Source organism: Sinomicrobium kalidii (genome assembly GCF_021183825.1).
GTDB classification, from domain to species: Bacteria; Bacteroidota; Bacteroidia; order Flavobacteriales; family Flavobacteriaceae; genus Sinomicrobium; species Sinomicrobium kalidii.
This window is the reverse complement of sequence record NZ_CP089211.1, coordinates 4,352,545-4,369,719: the sequence shown is the minus strand read 5'-3', so window position 1 is coordinate 4,369,719 and position 17,175 is coordinate 4,352,545. Positions and strand designations below refer to the sequence as shown.

18 protein-coding genes are annotated in these 17,175 nt (G+C 45.7%); 9 read left to right on the top strand and 9 right to left on the bottom strand.

Translation table 11 applies throughout. The features are described 5' to 3' along the window. Window positions 1-77 precede the first annotated feature (77 nt). Together LS482_RS17780 and LS482_RS17775 are read left to right on the top strand one after the other, a co-directional pair. Complete coding sequence (locus LS482_RS17780) at window positions 78-1,436, top strand: cytochrome ubiquinol oxidase subunit I (protein ID WP_233028857.1); 1,359 nt, start codon at window positions 78-80, stop codon at window positions 1,434-1,436. After that, the gene (locus tag LS482_RS17775) at window positions 1,433-2,467 is read left to right on the top strand and encodes a cytochrome d ubiquinol oxidase subunit II (RefSeq protein ID WP_233028856.1); all 1,035 of its coding nucleotides are present in this window, start codon (window positions 1,433-1,435) and stop codon (window positions 2,465-2,467) included. Before LS482_RS17780 ends, LS482_RS17775 begins: the two co-directional genes overlap by 4 nt. Before the next feature lie 24 nt (window positions 2,468-2,491). Here the strand turns inward: LS482_RS17775 and LS482_RS17770 are convergent, their stop codons facing one another. Then, window positions 2,492-2,746 (bottom strand): ATP-dependent Clp protease adaptor ClpS, encoded by a 255-nt coding sequence (locus LS482_RS17770; RefSeq protein WP_233031853.1) that lies wholly within the window; start codon window positions 2,744-2,746, stop codon window positions 2,492-2,494. Window positions 2,747-3,017: 271 nt separating this feature from the next. Further along, window positions 3,018-3,863 (bottom strand): 50S ribosomal protein L11 methyltransferase, encoded by an 846-nt coding sequence (gene prmA / locus LS482_RS17765; protein ID WP_233028855.1) that lies wholly within the window; start codon window positions 3,861-3,863, stop codon window positions 3,018-3,020. 286 nt (window positions 3,864-4,149) lie between these two features. On the opposite strand from prmA, the gene LS482_RS17760 reads away from it, so the two are divergent. After that, on the top strand, window positions 4,150-4,893 hold the full coding sequence (locus LS482_RS17760; RefSeq protein WP_233028854.1) for a slipin family protein: 744 nt from the start codon (window positions 4,150-4,152) through the stop codon (window positions 4,891-4,893). A gap of 144 nt (window positions 4,894-5,037) precedes the next feature. On the opposite strand, the gene tpiA is transcribed toward LS482_RS17760, so the two are convergent. The 4 genes from tpiA to LS482_RS17740 form a co-directional block, all read right to left on the bottom strand. Further along, window positions 5,038-5,787 carry a triose-phosphate isomerase gene (gene tpiA / locus LS482_RS17755; protein WP_233028853.1) on the bottom strand — a complete coding sequence of 250 codons (750 nt, stop codon included), beginning with the start codon at window positions 5,785-5,787 and terminating at the stop codon, window positions 5,038-5,040. After that, on the bottom strand, window positions 5,784-6,287 hold the full coding sequence (locus LS482_RS17750; protein ID WP_233028852.1) for a TlpA family protein disulfide reductase: 504 nt from the start codon (window positions 6,285-6,287) through the stop codon (window positions 5,784-5,786). Before LS482_RS17750 ends, tpiA begins: the two co-directional genes overlap by 4 nt. A gap of 109 nt (window positions 6,288-6,396) precedes the next feature. Then, window positions 6,397-7,494, bottom strand: a complete 1,098-nt coding sequence (locus LS482_RS17745) for a BT_3928 family protein (protein ID WP_233028851.1) — start codon at window positions 7,492-7,494, stop codon at window positions 6,397-6,399. Between the two features lie 92 nt (window positions 7,495-7,586). Further along, window positions 7,587-8,123, bottom strand: coding sequence for a DUF1599 domain-containing protein (locus LS482_RS17740; protein ID WP_233028850.1), 537 nt, complete (start codon window positions 8,121-8,123; stop codon window positions 7,587-7,589). A 213-nt stretch (window positions 8,124-8,336) separates the two neighbouring features. On the opposite strand from LS482_RS17740, the gene folP reads away from it, so the two are divergent. Beyond that, a complete protein-coding gene (gene folP, locus LS482_RS17735) occupies window positions 8,337-9,161 on the top strand; it encodes a dihydropteroate synthase (RefSeq protein ID WP_233028849.1) in 825 nt (274 codons plus the stop codon). 104 nt (window positions 9,162-9,265) lie between these two features. Here the strand turns inward: folP and LS482_RS17730 are convergent, their stop codons facing one another. Next, window positions 9,266-10,291: an alkaline phosphatase D family protein gene (locus tag LS482_RS17730; RefSeq protein ID WP_233028848.1), complete on the bottom strand. Its 1,026-nt coding sequence runs from the start codon at window positions 10,289-10,291 to the stop codon at window positions 9,266-9,268. Window positions 10,292-10,435: 144 nt separating this feature from the next. Here LS482_RS17730 and LS482_RS17725 point away from each other — a divergent pair, with 144 nt between their 5' ends. The 4 genes from LS482_RS17725 to LS482_RS17710 all read left to right on the top strand — a co-directional run bounded on the left by LS482_RS17725 (window position 10,436) and on the right by LS482_RS17710 (window position 13,944). Next, window positions 10,436-11,449 (top strand): DHH family phosphoesterase, encoded by a 1,014-nt coding sequence (locus tag LS482_RS17725; RefSeq protein WP_233028847.1) that lies wholly within the window; start codon window positions 10,436-10,438, stop codon window positions 11,447-11,449. Continuing rightward, window positions 11,446-12,066 carry a gliding motility-associated peptidyl-prolyl isomerase GldI gene (gene gldI / locus LS482_RS17720; RefSeq protein ID WP_233028846.1) on the top strand — a complete coding sequence of 207 codons (621 nt, stop codon included), beginning with the start codon at window positions 11,446-11,448 and terminating at the stop codon, window positions 12,064-12,066. Before LS482_RS17725 ends, gldI begins: the two co-directional genes overlap by 4 nt. A gap of 96 nt (window positions 12,067-12,162) precedes the next feature. Beyond that, window positions 12,163-13,281 carry a peptidylprolyl isomerase gene (locus LS482_RS17715; RefSeq protein ID WP_233028845.1) on the top strand — a complete coding sequence of 373 codons (1,119 nt, stop codon included), beginning with the start codon at window positions 12,163-12,165 and terminating at the stop codon, window positions 13,279-13,281. 135 nt (window positions 13,282-13,416) lie between these two features. After that, a complete protein-coding gene (locus LS482_RS17710; protein WP_233028844.1) occupies window positions 13,417-13,944 on the top strand; it encodes a DinB family protein in 528 nt (175 codons plus the stop codon). Between the two features lie 77 nt (window positions 13,945-14,021). Here LS482_RS17710 and LS482_RS17705 read toward each other — a convergent pair whose 3' ends face one another. Together LS482_RS17705 and LS482_RS17700 are read right to left on the bottom strand one after the other, a co-directional pair. Continuing rightward, complete coding sequence (locus LS482_RS17705) at window positions 14,022-14,654, bottom strand: hypothetical protein (protein ID WP_233028843.1); 633 nt, start codon at window positions 14,652-14,654, stop codon at window positions 14,022-14,024. Window positions 14,655-14,729: 75 nt separating this feature from the next. Next, the gene (locus LS482_RS17700; protein WP_233028842.1) at window positions 14,730-16,253 is read right to left on the bottom strand and encodes an ATP-binding cassette domain-containing protein; all 1,524 of its coding nucleotides are present in this window, start codon (window positions 16,251-16,253) and stop codon (window positions 14,730-14,732) included. Window positions 16,254-16,517: 264 nt separating this feature from the next. Between LS482_RS17700 and LS482_RS17695 the strand changes: the two genes are divergently transcribed. After that, window positions 16,518-17,015: a DinB family protein gene (locus LS482_RS17695; RefSeq protein ID WP_233028841.1), complete on the top strand. Its 498-nt coding sequence runs from the start codon at window positions 16,518-16,520 to the stop codon at window positions 17,013-17,015. Window positions 17,016-17,175 lie beyond the last annotated feature (160 nt).

The following is a 17,175-nucleotide window of genomic DNA, read 5'->3' as shown; positions in this document are numbered from 1 at the left end:
AATCTGTTATCTTTAACACTTGCAAACCGGGAAATACGGGTATAAAGCCGTAAATTTGCAGGGTAAACTTCCCGCCTATGGAAACCCTTGATGCCGCCCGCTTGCAAATGGCCGTTTCAATGATCTTTCACATCGTTTTTGCCTGTATTGGTATGGTCATGCCCTTTTTTATGGTAGTTTCGCACTACAAATGGCTAAAGACCAGGGACAAGGTATACCTTTCCCTCACCAAAGCCTGGCAGAAAGGTGTGGCCATCTTCTTTGTCACCGGAGCCGTATCGGGCACCATACTTTCGTTTGAACTCGGGTTGTTATGGCCGAAATTCATGCTGCATGCCGGCCCTATTATCGGGATGCCCTTTTCGCTGGAAGGCGCAGCCTTTTTTGTGGAGGCCATTGCCCTGGGGTTTTACCTGTATGGCTGGAAAAAGATAAAGAGTGAATGGTTCCACTGGTTTACCGGGCTTATCATAGGCCTTGCCGGTGTGGCCTCAGGTATCCTCGTGGTCTCGGCCAACGGCTGGATGAATGCACCTACGGGATTTGATTATGTAAACGGCGAGTTCCTGAATATCGATCCCGTACAGGCCCTGTTGAACGATGCCTGGTTTTCACAGGCCCTGCACATGGTTCTTGCCGCTTTCACCGCTACGGGATTCGCCGTGGCGGGGATACACGCCTGGCAGATCTATAAAAAGCGAAATATTGCGGTACACCGAAAGGCTTTTAACATTGCCATTACTTTCGGCGCTGTTGCTGCCATATTACAACCCATAAGCGGCGATATCTCCGCAAAGGATATCGCTGTGCGGCAACCTGTAAAACTCGCTGCCCTTGAGGCCCATTACCATACCGAAAAGGGTGCCCCGCTCTACATCGGCGGTATCGTCAACGAAGAAACACAAGAGGTTACCCACAAGATAGAAATTCCGAAAATGCTCTCTTTCCTCGCTTTCGGCGATTTTAATGCAGAAGTAAAAGGGCTTAATGATTTTCCGCAGGAAAACCTTCCTCCCGTGGCCATTACACACTATGCCTTTCAGCTCATGGTAGGGCTGGGTACTTTTCTGGCCCTGCTGGCCATTATTTTCTTTATAAGCAGGAAAAAACGATCGCTACTTCAGAAAACATGGTTCTGGCTTTTATTTGCCCTCGCGGCCCCGCTGGGATTTATAGCCGTTGAGGCAGGGTGGATCGTAACCGAAGTGGGACGGCAACCCTGGGTAATCTACAATATCATGCGCACGGAAGATTCCGTTACCCCGATGAACGGGATCGAATACAGCCTGTTCCTCTTTATCTTTTTATACGTTGTGCTTGCCATAGCCGTGAGCTGGTTGATGGGAAGACAGATTACAGTGTTTAACCGTCACCCTTCGACTCCGCCCATGGGCCGGAAAACCGATGATCCGAAAACCAAATCTCTTAAAAAATGACCACCATAGTATTTTTGTTCCTGTTTGTTTCGGTATATTTCTACATCATTTTCGGCGGTGCGGATTTTGGTGTGGGCATCCTCGAATTGCTCTCTTCGGGGGAGAACAGGAAAGTCACCAAAAAAATCGCCTACCAGATCATAGGACCGGTATGGGAAGCCAATCACGTATGGCTTATCATTGTCATTGTTATCATGTGGATCGCGTTCCCGAACTACTACTACATTATCACCACCCAGTTACACATTCCGCTCACTTTATTACTGTTCGGCATTGTTGTAAGGGGAACGGCTTTTATCTTCCGGCATTACGACGCGGTAGTTGACGGTTCGCAAAAAGTATACAACAAATTATTCCAGTATTCCAGCATTATCACCCCGTTTCTACTGGGCATCAGTGCCGGCGCACTGATCTCCGGTAAACTCATCCCCGTAGATGCCATGGAAAACCACAGTTTTACCGAGGTTTATATCAATCCCTGGTTTAATGTGACTTCCCTATTCATGGGAATGTTTGTCGCTTCGCTCGTTGCCTTTTTATCGGCAGTGTTCCTGGTAGGTGAGACTGCCGGGGAAGAGCAACGGCTGTTTATCAAAAAAGCCAGAAAGGCAAATATTATGGTCGCCCTGAGCAGTATGCTTATTTTCGGCTACGGTTTTTATGCCCGCGAAATGTTTATCGATCATTTCTTTGACAACCTGTTCAGCATAGCATTGGTAGTACTGGCCAGTTCATTGCTGATCCCGATATGGATATTCCTGGGAAAAGGAAAAAAAATAACGGTAAGGGCCATTGTCGCCATCCAAGTATTTCTTATCCTCGGGGCATGGGCACAATCCAACTTCCCCAACCTGATCTTTACCACGGAAGGCCCCGTAAGTATTTATGAGAAGATTGCGGACAAGGCTGTCATCAACTCCATAGCCTCAGCCCTCCTCGCGGGCTCGGTACTGATACTTCCCGGATTGTTTCACCTTTTTAAAGCATTCGGGCTGTTCAAGGCCTTACAGCCCGCAGAAAAACAAGAATAAGAATAAATGGCGGAAAGCAGGAGTCTATACGATCTCCGCACTCAGGCCGGCATCCAGAAGCATGGAACAACGGGGCTTCAAATCTTCGTATGCCCCGGTTTTTACGGTACATTTTCCCTTATAATGTACGATAATGGAGCATTGCTCGGCCTGCTCGGGAGTGTGGTCGCACACCTGTATCAGGGTTTCTATTACATGGTCGAAAGTATTGACATCGTCGTTGTACAGGACGATCTCGTTTTGTTTTTGCACATCCTCTTCCACCAACACCTCTTCCATGGTTTCCTCCTGAAGGGAAGCACGGCATAGACCCGCCGTGTTTTCCAGCTCATCGGTGTGTTCCCGTAAGTGTATGTTTTCTTTTATACGCATTGCTATAAAGGTATGATGTGAACAACTTTTATACAAAATTAAACAAAATTTATTTTTGAGAGATCCCGGTTTTCAGGGAACAGATCGGTACGGTGTATTTTTTCTGTTTACTCCCGGAGCTCTTAAATACCGGTCAAACACCCGTATATCGGCTTTTAGCAGTTCCCTGACAGGAAAATCACCGGGATCCCCCCTTTTTATATTTGACCGCTACCCAGTGATTTTTTTCGAATTTTTCCACAGAATTTAATGAAAATTTTACACATAGTTCATCAATAACAGGTATATCGTCCCTGTAAAATCCGCTTAGCAATAATATACCATCCGTACGTAAGCAGGCCGCATATCCGGGAATGTCTTCCAACAGGATGTTCCTGTTTATGTTGGCAATGATCGCATCGTAATGCTTTCCTTCAAGCAGGCCGGCATCTCCTTCATATACGGAGATATTTTTGCAGCGGTTCCTGTCCACGTTTTCCAGGGAATTCTGGTAACACCAGTTATCAATATCTATGGCATCCACTGCAGAAGCTCTCAGTTTTTCGGCCAGGATGGCAAGTACTCCCGTACCACAGCCCATATCCAGGACCTTTTTGCCGGCAAGGTCAAGTTTCAGCAAATGTTGTATCATCATATGTGTGGTCTCGTGATGCCCGGTCCCGAAACTCATTTTGGGTTCGATAATAATATCATACTTCGTATCGGGATCAGGGTGAAACGGTGCCCTTACGGTACAGGTTCCGTCTACTTCTATGGGGCGGAAGTTTTTTTCCCATTCCTCGTTCCAGTTCACCTGCTCTATTTCCTCCAGATCATAGGTGATACTGAACTCTTCGTTCTTTAAAATAAAAAGATCATCCAGACAGGAAGGAGTCCATTCGCTCTTCTGTATGTAGGCCGTGACTCCTTCTTCATTTTCTACAAAACTCTCAAACCCGATATCCCCGAGTTCGGCAATCAGTATCTCCGTTCCCGGTTGAGAAGGTTCCACCTTAAAATGACAAGCGATATATGACGTGTCCATGATATTGAATTTACCCGGTAAAAATACAACGGTACGTTTAAATGGAGTGCATGCTTTTATGGAAACTAATCAACAGTCTTTAAGGCCATCCGGATATTTGGGCTGTTTATGACTACTTCCCTTCCCTGCAAATACCTTCCTTATTCTGTGACGAACAGCAACAGTTTGGCTCCGGGTAGCGCTTCAAACCACCACTTTCAGAACGAAATCCACTAAAAAACAAATAAAATATTGATTATCAAATAATTATTACTTAACTTTATAAGGCTTATACAATCACATAACAATGTCTGTTCTGCCAATTTTTCTAATATTCGCCTTTCTGTTTTTCCTTTCGGGGATACGTATCGTCTTTGAATACAAAAGAGCATTAAAATTCAGGCTGGGCGGTTATGTAAAAGTACTTAATCCCGGATTCCGGTGGATTATCCCCATTATAGAAACCACCCAGTTTGTAGATATCCGGGTAATTACCATCAATATCCCCACCCAGGAAATTATGACGGAGGATAATGTACCTTCAAAAATCAACGGCGTCCTTTTCTTCCGGATCATAAATGCCACGCAGTCCATACTGGAAGTGGAAGACTATCATTTTGCCATATCACAACTGGCCCAGGCCTCGCTGCGGGATGTTTGCGGAAGAGTGGAACTGGACACTATACTTTCCAAACGGGAAGAAATAGGCGAAAATATCCGGGAAATTGTAGATAATGAAACCAAAGACTGGGGCATTACCATCATAGATGTAAAGATCAAGGATATCGAACTCCCTGAAAACATGAAACGTTCCATGGCCAACCAGGCCGAGGCCGAACGTTCGCGCAGGGCACGTATTATCCTTGCCGAGGCCGAAAAACAAGCGGCAAAAGCCCTGGTTGAAGCGGGAGAGCTCATCGATAAATCGCCCTCTGCCATTAAACTCCGCCTCTATCAGACACTCTCCAACATTGCTGCTGAAAAAAACTCCACTATCGTATTTCCTTTTCCGGAGGAAGCATTATACCGAATGGGCAAAAAAAAGAAGTAACAGGCAAACTGCGGTTGTAGATGAAAGGACTGCCACTCCGGGCACAGTCGGGTTCAGGTAAAATATCCGACCACATTCGACGTGACAGTCTCCCCAGTTTTCAACTGAAGCAAAAATGCTTTCAGGCATATAACCGTTGCTATATTATATCGCTTCTACAATAGCCACAAAATCCTTGGCTTTCAGAGAGGCCCCTCCTATAAGTCCGCCGTCAACATCAGGCTGTGAAAAGATCTCTTTGGCGTTTTGTGGTTTTACACTACCGCCGTAAAGGATGGATACGCCATCGGCAACCTTGTCACTGTATTTTTCCGCAACGGTTTTACGGATAAATTTGTGCATTTCCTGTGCCTGTTCGGGAGTGGCTGTTTCTCCTGTTCCTATGGCCCATACGGGTTCGTAGGCGAGGATAATGTTTTTCCAGGCTGCCGCCTTCAGGTGGAACAGCGCCTTTTCCAGTTGGCTCTCTACGACTTTAAAATGATTATCACCTTTACGGTCTTCCAGCTCTTCTCCAAAGCAGAACATTACGGTCATATCATGTTCGAGAGCAGTGTCTACCTTTTTTGCCAGGGTTTCATCAGTTTCATTAAAATATGCCCTTCTTTCGGAATGCCCCAGGATAACAGTCTGTATCCCTACACTTTTCAGCATATCCGCAGAAATCTCTCCTGTATAAGCCCCGTTTTCCGCAAAGTGCATGTTCTGTGCTATCACTTCAACAGGACTCTGGATCAGGGTATCAAAAGCCATTCTGAGGTTGGTAAATGCGGGGGCCACCATTACCTCTGTCTCGGTTTCCGGCATCTTTTTCAGCAGTTTGGACAAAAGCGCTTCGGTTTGCCCTAAATCATTGTTCATTTTCCAGTTTCCGGCAACAATTTTTTTTCTCATTTTATGGTTTGGTTTAAGGTATTTATTAATTGTGTGTCATCAGTTTCTATAGCTTTGAACAGCGCTATTCTTCCTTCCGGGTCCACCACCATATACCGCGGTATCCAGTCCAGTTCAATGGACTGACAGAAAGGACTTTTCTTCCATCCGGCCTTGATGAAATAGTGCTGCCCGTAATCCAGTTTATGTTTTTTACGGCCTCTCTCCCAGCCTTTCACACTGCGGTCCAGAGACAGGAAGATAAAAGTCACATCACCGTGCCTGGCATTGATTTCCTTTAATTCGGGGATACTCTCCAGACAATCCTTACACCAGGAAGCCCAGACATCTATAAACAGTGTTTTTCCCTTATTGGCATCCAGAATCTCCGAAAAGGTAATATCATTTCCTTCCGTAGTGAGGAACACATCCTGCAACGCTTCTTCTGAAAACTCCCGGGTCTGGGCATAGAGCGCCAGGCTAACGACCGTAAAGAATACGGTCAAAACATTCTTTTTCATAGCAGTTTTTTATTTATCGGCAAAAGGCCTCGACAGTTTTAATGGTCTTCTCACAAGACCGGAACATGTCTTCCTGATAAAGACAATGTTACAAATTTAAAATAATATTTTAGTCTGTGTCCAGTTCATCTGCATCATTAAAATGCAGTTTTTGCTGAATGGTGCCCCGGTGCAGTTTCAGGATACCGGGATTAGACCGGACAATGGTTTTGAGGGTAGTGGCATCGGTAAAGTAAAATTCAAAGTCCAGTCCGTATTCCTTCTGGGCCGGCAGGGTCAGTTTTTCGTCCGATGCCGACATTCCGATCACTTTATACCCATCGGCAATGGCCTTGTCGGTCACCCCTTTCAGTTTTTCCATCCCTTCGGGGCTTGCCTTCCGCAGGTCATAGGCAATAACCATAATAAGCCTGTCCTCTGCCAGCATGGCTTCCGCATAGTCCTCTCCTCCTTTCTCAATAGTAAAATCATGGACGGGAGGTTCATATCCTTTCTGTATCTCTTTAGTATCCACACTGATAAACTCGCCATCTACCGACGGATAATCCCCGTTGGTTACAATTACCTTCTCCGAGCCGTCCACATCGAATTTCCAGGAATATTCATAGATGGGTTTCGGAGCGCCTTCGGGGATGATCATTCCTTCCTCTATGTTTGCCCCGACCTTGTACGGACGAAAATCTATAACGGGCAGGTGGTTCAGTACATGATCGGCAAACAGGATACAGGCGGCCAGGGCAACGACCGTCCCTATAAGCCCTATCCTTGGCGACGCCAGGGGTTTAATATATTTTCTGCCGAAGAATAACAGGAGAATAAGTATTAACAACACCACGTCCTTACTGAAGGACTCCCACGGGGTCAGTTTTATGGCATCGCCAAAACAACCGCAGTCGGTCACCTTGTTGAAGTATGCCGAATAAAAGGTCAGGAAGGTAAAGAACACTATCATGAGCAGCAGGCTCCAGACCGTGAATTTCGATTTATAGCCCAGGAGCAGCATAATGCCCAGCATTACCTCCAGGACTACCAGGAAGAGCGCAATACCCAGTGCATAAGGTGACAGGAAAGGCAGGTTTAGTACATCAGGAGCAAAATATTCTTCGAGTTTGAACGAAAATCCCACGGGGTCGTTCAGCTTTATGGCCCCGCTGATGATAAACAAAATCCCGACTATGATCCTGGACAGGTTGACGATATATTTCATTATGTTATACGAATTATGATTTCAGATTTGGGATTGATATCTGCATTTGAACAACAGGCATGTCGAGATACACGGTCGTGCATCTCCACGGGTTAACGGTCTAATAATATTAACGCAAAAACGGCATAATTTATCATATCCTGGTAATTGGCATCAATACCTTCACTGACCAGGGTTTTGCCTTCGTTACTCTCTATTTGTTTAACACGCAACAGCTTCTGAAGGATCAGATCGGTAAGGGAACTGACCCGCATGTCTCTCCAGGCTTCGCCGTAGTCGTGGTTCTTGGCTTCCATCAGGGCCCTGGTCTCCCCTATTTTTTCATCGTACAGTGCCGTAGCTTCTTCAACATTCAGGTCGGGCTGTTCGGCAATGCCTTTATCCAGTTGTATCAATGCCATGACCGAATAATTGATGATCCCGATAAATTCGGGGGCTTCCCCTTCGTTCACCTTCCGGGTTTTCTTTTCCTGTAAACTTCGTATTCTCTGGGCTTTTATAAATATCTGGTCGGTAAGGGAAGGCAATCGTAATATCCGCCATGCACTTCCGTAATCTTTCATCTTATTAACGAACAATTCGCGACAAGCGGCAATCACTTCGTCGTATTGTTTTGAAGTATCCTGCATACTGTTGAATGTATTTTGCGTAAATTTCGCTTAATTTTTTGAATTGCTCAACTCCTGAAGGGAAATTTCACCGCGCAAGCGGAAAAACAGCAATTATTGTCTTTATTTTTGAGCCAAGGATATACGGACGTTTTTATTATCTTCTGCCTTACGGCAGCATAAACCGACTTAATATCCGCGGCAAAAATAAGGCTGTAGCAAACCTGTATAACAATGACCATAAACTGCAAAGGCAAACTGACCGACCTCTCCACCCCGAAAGTCATGGGGATACTCAACATTACCCCCGATTCTTTCTACGACGGCGGAAAATATAAGGATGAAACCGGTATACTGCACCGAACGGAAAAAATGCTGGACGAAGGGGCTGCTTTCATAGATGTAGGGGCTTACAGCTCGCGTCCGGGCGCCGAACACGTTTCGGAAGAAGAAGAATTGCGGCGTATCGTGCCCGTAATTGCACTGATGGTCAGGCATTTTCCGGGTATACTGATCTCCGCAGACACTTTTCGTGCCGCTGTGGCCAGGGCATGCGTACAGGAAGGTGCAGCCATTATCAACGATATTTCCGCCGGGAACCTCGATTCCGGGATGATCGCCACTGTAGGGGAATTACAGGTCCCCTACATCATGATGCATATGAAAGGTACACCGCAAAACATGCAACAGTCACCGCAATACAAAAACATCACCAAAGAGGTTTGTTATTATTTTTCCGAAAAAGTAGCCGAAGCACGAAAAGCAGGTATTAACGACCTTATTATCGACCCCGGTTTCGGCTTTGCCAAATCACTTGCACACAATTACGAATTAATGAACCACATGGAGTTGTTGCACCATTTCGAATTACCCTTGCTTGTAGGCATAAGCCGGAAGTCCATGATATACAAATTGCTCGGCAGCACCCCACAGAAAGCCCTGAACGGCACCACCGTACTGAATACCATAGCTTTACTCAAGGGAGCGCACATATTACGTACTCACGATGTAAGGGAAGCAGTGGAATGTGTGAAACTCACAGCACAGTTGAAAGGGTGATTTCTGGTAGTGTTCCTGATCACAAACAAGATATTACCTCCTGTCCTGCCATATTCCTCATTGAAATACAGTGCACCTCCGGATCCCGGAGCGGCACCAAAAAACTAATATCGCTGTACCAATTCCCCCAACACCTTATTTCCCCTGCCCCGTATCTGCATAGTCACTTCCTTTTTCTCAAAATCAAGCCGGAGCAGGCCGAAGCTGATATCAGAGACTACCTCACCAACGCGATAAGGGTTGTATTCGGAAGTGAATGCCGAATAAGAATGTGTAAGTCCGCTGCTGGTAAAATCCACAAGCGGATACGGTACTCCTTTTACCGAAGCCCTGGAAAATTCGGATATATGCCGGTCGCCCGAAAGGACAATCACGCCCCGGGCCCCGGAATCTGCTATCAACCGCTTTAACCGGTCCACCTCATGCGGGAAATTGCCCCAGGTCTCGAATCCGTGCTCCCCGGATAAAAACTGGATACTGCTTACAATAAGGTTAAAATCTGCTTCGGAAGAAGACAGTTCCTTCTCCAGCCATTGCCATTGCCGCTCCCCCAGCATGGTCCCCTCGCCATAAGGATTAGGTTCATACCTTTTCCCGCTTTCCCCGGCTTCGGTCAATGCCGAACGGAAATAACGGCTATCCAGCACAATGATATTGATGGTTCCCCGGGCAGTTTCAATTACTTCCGAATGGTAGACCCCTTCCCTGTTGCGTCGGGGATCGTTCTCATCCACGCCCATAAAATCCAGGAAAAGCCGCTGGCTTTCCTTTTTAGCGTGATACGCTGCCCCTCCGTCGTTCAGTCCGTAATCGTGATCGTCCCAGGTTCCCAGTATTTTCATATGTTGCATAACCTCCCGGTAATCTTTTTTCTGCAACTGGTTGTTGTAGTGTTGCTGCATCACCTCCATACTATCCGTATCCGAATAAATATTATCCCCGCCCCAAATCCACACTTCGGGGTCGTTTTCCAGCACCGCTTTCCAGAGCACGTTTTTGAGTCTTTGGTTATTACACGATCCGAAAGCTATGACATAACCGGTCTCTTCCTCCGGAACAGACGACACCTGCTTCGCCGAATGGCATCCCAAAAAATACACAGAGAACAGGAGTAAAAATAATCGTCGCATTTGTTCGTTTTTAATGAGCAACAAATGTACGACTTGCCGTATTAACCCTGTGTTATACTTTTTTTGGATCAGCAATTTTAACAGCCGTATATCTTGGAAGTAATTTTTAATAAAAAATCAGGATAAATTGTATCTTAGCCGCTTATGAACACGAACATCAACGCACTCGGGCCCGTGCTGGCCGCCCCGAAAAACATAGTCATCGTTCCACATAAAAACCCGGACGGGGATGCCATCGGGGCTTCCCTCGCCTTATATCACTATGTAACACTTATGGGGCACAATGCTTCGGTTATTGCCCCCAACGAATACCCGGATTTCCTGAAATGGATGCCCGGCAACGAACATATCCTGAAATTCGGGACCAAACGCAAAACCGCAAAGGCCCTTATTGACGAGGCCGACCTTATTTTTACGCTCGATTTTAATTCGCTGGACCGCGTAGAGGACATGAAGCCCGTGCTGGAAGACAGTAAAGCGGTCTTTGCAATGATCGACCATCACGAACAACCGGGCGATTATGCCACCTATATGTATTCCGATCCCAAAATGGGTTCTACCTGCGAAATGATATATCACTTCCTGGACAGCCTGGGGCATCGTGAAAAAATAAACAAGGATATCGCCACATGTATCTATACAGGGATCATGACCGATAGCGGATCGTTCCGGTTTCCCTCCACAACCAGTATTACGCACAAGGTTGTAGCCGACCTTATCGACAAAGGAGCCGAAAATGCGAAGATACACAGTGCCGTTTATGACACTAACGGGATCAGCAGGCTCCACCTGCTGGGGTGTGCGCTCAAAAACCTGGTGTTGTTGGAAGAATACAATACCGTTTATATTACCCTCAGCCGGAAGGAACTCGAACAATTCGGGTTTAAAAAGGGAGATACCGAAGGTTTTGTCAACTACGGATTGTCGCTCAAGGACGTCCGGTTTTCAGTGATCTTTATTGAAGATACCCAGGAAGATTTTATAAAATTATCCCTTCGTTCCGTTGGTGATTTCTCTGTAAACAAACTGGCAAGGAAGCACTTCAACGGCGGTGGTCATATCAATGCCGCAGGAGGCCGAAGTGACCTCCCCATGCCAAAGACCGTGGAAAAATTCAAAACACTACTGGCCGATTATAAAGAGGATTTAACCCGATGAATCACTACAAAAAAAACATAAACCGCTTTTTTCTGTTGCTGTGTTCCGGGCTGATTATCTGTAGCTGCAAGGAACCCGAAGCCCGTCGCCCCGTAACTGTTAAAACAGGTGAATTCTTTAAAAAATCAGTGGAAAGAAATAAAGGGCTCCTGGAAAAGGAACAAAATTTCATCAAGGCACTGATACAAAAGGACAGCGTACACACCTATTACACTTCTCCCAACGGTTACTGGTATTTTTATCAGACAAAAGACAGTACGGCGGCCTATACGCCACAACCGGACGATGTAATACACATCAATTATGATATCCGCTACCTCAATGACAGTATTATATACAGTAAAGAAGAGATCGGGGAAGTGCGTTTTAAAGTGGATAAGGAAGATCTGTTCCCGGGATTGCGCACAGCAGTGAAATTATTAAAAAAAGGAGAAACGGCCACTTTTATGTTTCCCTCCTCCCTGGCCTATGGCTACCACGGTGACGAAAACAGGGTAGGTGTCAACGTACCCGTTAAAAGTACTGTGACCTTAATAGACATACTGGACATTGCGAAAGACAGCATACAAACCGGTAGTAACGGCACGGAAACAGCGGTTGGTGATACCCTCCAATAACTGCCGTAAAACCCGACCATGTAACAAAGAGTTATATAATTAATAAATTACCGGATTCCGGAATTAAACAACTAAAAACCATAAACAATAGCATAAATGAAAAAAATCAATGTAGCTTTTCTGCTTCTCGCCCTGCTCTCCATCGGGTGTAAAAGTACCAAACACTCCGACCTCGGCGACGGCATTTTTGCCGATATAGAAACAAACAAGGGCGAGATGGTCCTGCAATTATACTATGAACAAACCCCGGTTACGGTGGCCAATTTCGTGTCGCTGGCCGAAGGGACCAACCCTTTTGTTTCGGACAGCCTTAAAAACAAAAAGTATTACAACGGGGTCACTTTCCACCGGGTGATCAAGGATTTTATGATACAGGGCGGCGACCCGTCCGGTACCGGGAAGTCTGGTCCGGGTTATAAGTTCGAAGACGAGTTTGTGGATACGCTAAAACACGACAGTAAAGGTATCTTGTCCATGGCCAACGCGGGACCTGGTACCAATGGCAGTCAGTTCTTCATTACTCATGCTCCCACACCGCATCTTGACGGTCGCCATACCGTGTTCGGCAAAGTGGTAAAAGGACTGGAGGTTGTAGATACCATAGCCCAAGTAAAAACCGATCCGGAAAACAACAAACCTTTGAAAGATGTGGTGATGAGCAAAGTCACCATTATCCGGAACGGCAAGGAGGCCAGGAAATTCAATGCCGTTAAGGTGATGACCAACTATTTTGACAGGGTAAACAAGCGGGAGGAAGAAGCAAAAAAGGCTGCAGAAGATATGGCAGCCACCTTCGAAAAACAGCAAAGTAAGGCCGAAGAACTGCCCAGCGGGCTGAAAATATTATACGTCAACAAGGCAGAAAACGGCGAAAAGCCCCGGGAAGGAAGTTATGTCATGGTCAATTATGCAGGTTTCCTCGATTCGGGCAAACTGTTCGATTCCAACATATTGAACATAGCCGAAAAATTCCACGCTGTGAACGAAAGAAGAAAACAGGCCGGAGGCTACACTCCCGTCCGTATGTTATACGGCCCCGATTCTCCCCTGATCCCCGGATTTAAAGAAGGATTGCTGCAAATGAATGTGGGTGACAGGGCCCGGCTGTTTATCCCATCTCACCTCGGATATGGTGAAGCCGGGGCCGGCGGGGTCATTCCACCCAATGCCGACCTGGTGTTTGATGTGGAGATCAAAGAACTTATAAAAAAGTGATCTGTAGATAATATAATCCCCCGGCAAAATTAAGGCCGGGGGAATTCTTTATATTATTTCTTTGAATTTCTGTTGCTGCCGCCACACTGTTGTCACTGCGATGTGTTATCTTTAACAAGATCCAAATCGCAAAACATGTCACAAGCAAAACCACCGGTCAAAACAAAAGAGGCCGTTATCAGTTCTTTAACGAAAAACTACGCCAATTACAACCTCTGGGCCAATACCCGGCTCGTTGAATGGTTAAGAACCAAACCTGAAAATGTTGTGGAGCAAGAGGTTCCTTCCAGCTTTCCCGGTATAAAGCAGACCCTGGTACATATCTGGCAAACCGAAAGATACTGGTTTTCCATTTTAAAGAAAGAAGAACCCCTAACCTTCGAAGCATTTAGCGGTACCCTGGAAGATGTCTTTACGGGTATTTTAAAACAATCCTCGGAACTTGCCGACTACATCAATACATTGGCAGAAGAGAACATCGAAGAAAAAATCCTGATCGAAAGCCCGTGGTTCAGTTCCGATTTTCGGGGTTTCGAATATGTAATGCACAGTGTTAACCACAGTACTTATCACCGGGGACAGGTCATTACCATAGGCCGTAACCTCGGTTTTACGGATGCCCCGATGACGGACTATAACCTGTACAATGTAGAACGTCAATAGTACAATCTAATAGAAAAATACCCGGAAGTATTGAAATGCTTCCGGGTATTTCTTTCATACGGAAAGAAAGAATGAACTTAGCTCGATAATAATCTGTAACTCCTGTCATCCGGAGTTTTTATTTCAATATAGGTCTTACCATTATTCCGTATTTTGGCAATAGTGAAATTATAGGACAAAACATGCTCTGAATTTTTTTCGGCCGGTGTCCACAAATAACCTTCCCACTGACTTTTGAATATGTTATCAGGATATTCTACAACTACTTTTTTCCTTTCCAGTTCAATTTTCTCCTTTCCGAGGATCAGCATATTGGTATTGCAATTTATGGCAAAGGGTTTAAGGCGACTATTTTCTTCTGAAGGAATAAACTTCACCACTTCTCCACTGAAAATCACTTTGTATTGCGTTCCGGTTTCACTGATTACCATATCCGTTGCTCCGGTTTTCTTTTTAAAATTGATCTCATTGTTTACCATAACATTATACACTGTATCAGGAACCACACCGTGTATCCTGCCCTGATGGTCAACATACGACAGGTTTTCGAGAAAACCCCGACGAGTTTCTTTTCCCTTGTGCTTAAAGTGTATCTCCTTAAAAAGGTGCTCCCCTTCTGAAAGGATAAGTTTCAGGTCCTGTTTGCAATTCTGTGCACTGCCATAGCAGCAGAACATCAGGCCCAACGAAAGTAATATTGTTTTTAGCATACGTCTGATTTTTAATAAACACTCCTTAAATATAGCCCTTATCAAAATGTTTATCAACTTTCTCCTGTGTTAAAATCAGTTAAGATGTGCCTTCCGGACCACTTCTCCCCGGCTGATCTCAATGATATGGCTTACACAATCCGGTATTTCATCCCTGTAATGCGATACGTAGATCATGGTCGTGCCCAGGGTTTCACAAAGCCGGTTCAGAAGTGCCTTAAAATATGTCGTCTGGTGATCGTCCAGTCCCTGTAGCGGTTCGTCCAGAATAAGCAGGGAAGGGAATTTCACCAGGGCACGTGCCAGCAGTATACTTCGCTGTTCCCCGAGCGAAGCATGGGCAAAAAGACTTTTTTCCAAACGTTCCAATCCCAGAATGTGTAACCATTGCCCCGCAATGTTCAACTGGTATTCGGATGGTTCGGTAACCAGCCCCACTTCATCATTGAAACCGGATACGATAACATCCAGACAACTTAAAGTGCTGTAGATTTCCCCGGAACCATTGTCTATACCGGGTATGGTATTGAATATGCCTTTTCCCCTCAAAAAATACAGATGCAGTTCGGAAGATACAAAACCTATCTCCCCTTTGATATCCCAGATACTCTCTCCCGTACCGCGACGACGGTCGAACAGCGTCAGGTTGTTGTTATAGCCCTGCGGATTATCGGCAGTGATCAGGCTGAGTAATGTGGTTTTCCCGGCACCATTATGGCCGATAAGGGCCCATTGCTCTCCCCTTTTCACTTTCCAGTTGATGTCTTTCAGTATATGCTTCCCGCCAAGTCTTACATTGACATCTGTCATATCCACAATGGTATCAAACACCTTTTTATCGGCCGGTAGCTGTAATTTACTGAAAAGCGTCCCGTTCAATGCAAAGTGCTCCCGGTCTTGCGGCGGATTGTAAGCCTCCCGGTCCCGAAAGGTTGTTACCCTGCCTTTTTCGAGTTCCAGCACTTTATCTGTAAAATCCGGAACCTGGTTGGCCCCGCAAATAAGAATTACGGCAGCTTTATTTACCATATCCTGCAAAATCTCCGACAATTTTTCCCTGGACGCTACATCGAGCCCCACAAAAGGTTGGTCCAGCACCAGCATTTCCGGTTTGCGAAGCAAGGCCACGGCCAGCTGGGTCCGTTTTCGCTCTCCGTTACTAAGCTGAAGCAATTTGCTATCGGTAATATGGGCTATACCCGTTTGCTCCACTACCCTGTTGATGTCTTCATTTGTTACCCCGATCTCCTTCCGAACCCGGCGTAAATATCCATCAACACTTAACAGGTCTGAAGTATCCTGTGCCTCGTACCGCTGACTGTAATGCGTATTCCCCCTTCCGGAAACAGACAGAAACCGGTCCTGCTGTTCCACCATCACTATTCGGGCTGCACTGACCATAAGTTCTCCGGAAACAGGTTGCAGTTTTCTGGCAAGCAACCTTCCCAAAGTGGTTTTCCCGGCGCCGGACCTCCCCACAATAGCGAGGAATTCGTTGTGCTGTAGTTGAAAAGAAACAGTATCCAAAATGGTAAATCCCTTTCGGACAAAGGAAATTTCTTTACAGTCTATAACGGTATCGGACAAGTTTCCTGACATAATAAATCGTTGGTTGCGTTTTAACTCTTCTGTTCTATTTCTTCAAACGAATGTACAACTTACCTGTGTTCCCCGGATATTCTTCCTTTCGTTCCAACGACACTTAACCGAATTATACGGACGACAAATAACTCATTTTCAAAAAAATAAAAGGACAAATACTACAATAACAATTATTTTAAAAATTCCTTTTTTCCTGTTGACATAGGGCTGTCACCACCTGCTATTTACTTTGTAGTACAGAAACCTTAAAACTTCAGAATCATGGAAAACAAAAATGTTGAAAACGCAACCATCGGTCATCCCGTAGTTACTTCCGAAGACCTTGTTAATCACTGGCAGGGACACCGCAGGCTTACCCGTCGCGTCATAGAGGCCTTCCCGGAAAAAGAACTTTTCGAATTCTCCATAGGCGGTATGCGCCCGTTCGCAGAACTGGCTATGGAAATGATAAAGATCGCCCGGCCGGGTATTGTAGGAGTGGCCACAGGAAAATGGGACAATATGGACGACATGCCCACGCCAAAAACCAGGGAAGGTATTCTTGAACTCTGGGATAAGGTCACAGAACAGATCGATGCTTTCTGGCCACAGATTTCCCCGGAGCGCTTCCAGGAAACAGATGTTGCCTTTGGCCAGTATGAAAACCAGATTTATGCTTCCCTGTTCTATTTTATTGACAATGAAATACACCACCGCGGGCAGGGATATGTATATCTGCGTGCGCTGGGGATGACCCCGCCTCCGTTCTGGGAAAGATAAGCACCGGTCCTTATCACTAAGAAGATGTCTGAAAAGCAGCTTCTTTCCCAATTCTGTCACCCCGGGCGAAGTCGAGAAGATTTATTATCCGATCGATATATTTCCCGACTCCGCCCGAAATGACAGTTTAAACTACTTTTCTGTCTCAGAATTTCGACCA

What these genes read in the sequence shown, in the direction of transcription:
- LS482_RS17710 (WP_233028844.1), top strand. Translation starts at nt 13,417, where the DNA reads ATGTCACAAGCAAAACCACCGGTCAAAACAAAAGAGGCCGTTATCAGT.
- LS482_RS17770 (WP_233031853.1), bottom strand. Translation starts at nt 2,746, where the DNA reads ATGGAAGAGGTGTTGGTGGAAGAGGATGTGCAAAAACAAAACGAGATC.
- LS482_RS17700 (WP_233028842.1), bottom strand. Translation starts at nt 16,253, where the DNA reads ATGTCAGGAAACTTGTCCGATACCGTTATAGACTGTAAAGAAATTTCC.
- folP (WP_233028849.1), top strand. Translation starts at nt 8,337, where the DNA reads ATGACCATAAACTGCAAAGGCAAACTGACCGACCTCTCCACCCCGAAA.
- LS482_RS17750 (WP_233028852.1), bottom strand. Translation starts at nt 6,287, where the DNA reads ATGAAAAAGAATGTTTTGACCGTATTCTTTACGGTCGTTAGCCTGGCG.
- gldI (WP_233028846.1), top strand. Translation starts at nt 11,446, where the DNA reads ATGAATCACTACAAAAAAAACATAAACCGCTTTTTTCTGTTGCTGTGT.
- LS482_RS17775 (WP_233028856.1), top strand. Translation starts at nt 1,433, where the DNA reads ATGACCACCATAGTATTTTTGTTCCTGTTTGTTTCGGTATATTTCTAC.
- tpiA (WP_233028853.1), bottom strand. Translation starts at nt 5,787, where the DNA reads ATGAGAAAAAAAATTGTTGCCGGAAACTGGAAAATGAACAATGATTTA.
- LS482_RS17780 (WP_233028857.1), top strand. Translation starts at nt 78, where the DNA reads ATGGAAACCCTTGATGCCGCCCGCTTGCAAATGGCCGTTTCAATGATC.
- LS482_RS17740 (WP_233028850.1), bottom strand. Translation starts at nt 8,123, where the DNA reads ATGCAGGATACTTCAAAACAATACGACGAAGTGATTGCCGCTTGTCGC.
- LS482_RS17745 (WP_233028851.1), bottom strand. Translation starts at nt 7,494, where the DNA reads ATGAAATATATCGTCAACCTGTCCAGGATCATAGTCGGGATTTTGTTT.
- prmA (WP_233028855.1), bottom strand. Translation starts at nt 3,863, where the DNA reads ATGGACACGTCATATATCGCTTGTCATTTTAAGGTGGAACCTTCTCAA.
- LS482_RS17760 (WP_233028854.1), top strand. Translation starts at nt 4,150, where the DNA reads ATGTCTGTTCTGCCAATTTTTCTAATATTCGCCTTTCTGTTTTTCCTT.
- LS482_RS17695 (WP_233028841.1), top strand. Translation starts at nt 16,518, where the DNA reads ATGGAAAACAAAAATGTTGAAAACGCAACCATCGGTCATCCCGTAGTT.
- LS482_RS17725 (WP_233028847.1), top strand. Translation starts at nt 10,436, where the DNA reads ATGAACACGAACATCAACGCACTCGGGCCCGTGCTGGCCGCCCCGAAA.
- LS482_RS17730 (WP_233028848.1), bottom strand. Translation starts at nt 10,291, where the DNA reads ATGCGACGATTATTTTTACTCCTGTTCTCTGTGTATTTTTTGGGATGC.
- LS482_RS17715 (WP_233028845.1), top strand. Translation starts at nt 12,163, where the DNA reads ATGAAAAAAATCAATGTAGCTTTTCTGCTTCTCGCCCTGCTCTCCATC.
- LS482_RS17705 (WP_233028843.1), bottom strand. Translation starts at nt 14,654, where the DNA reads ATGCTAAAAACAATATTACTTTCGTTGGGCCTGATGTTCTGCTGCTAT.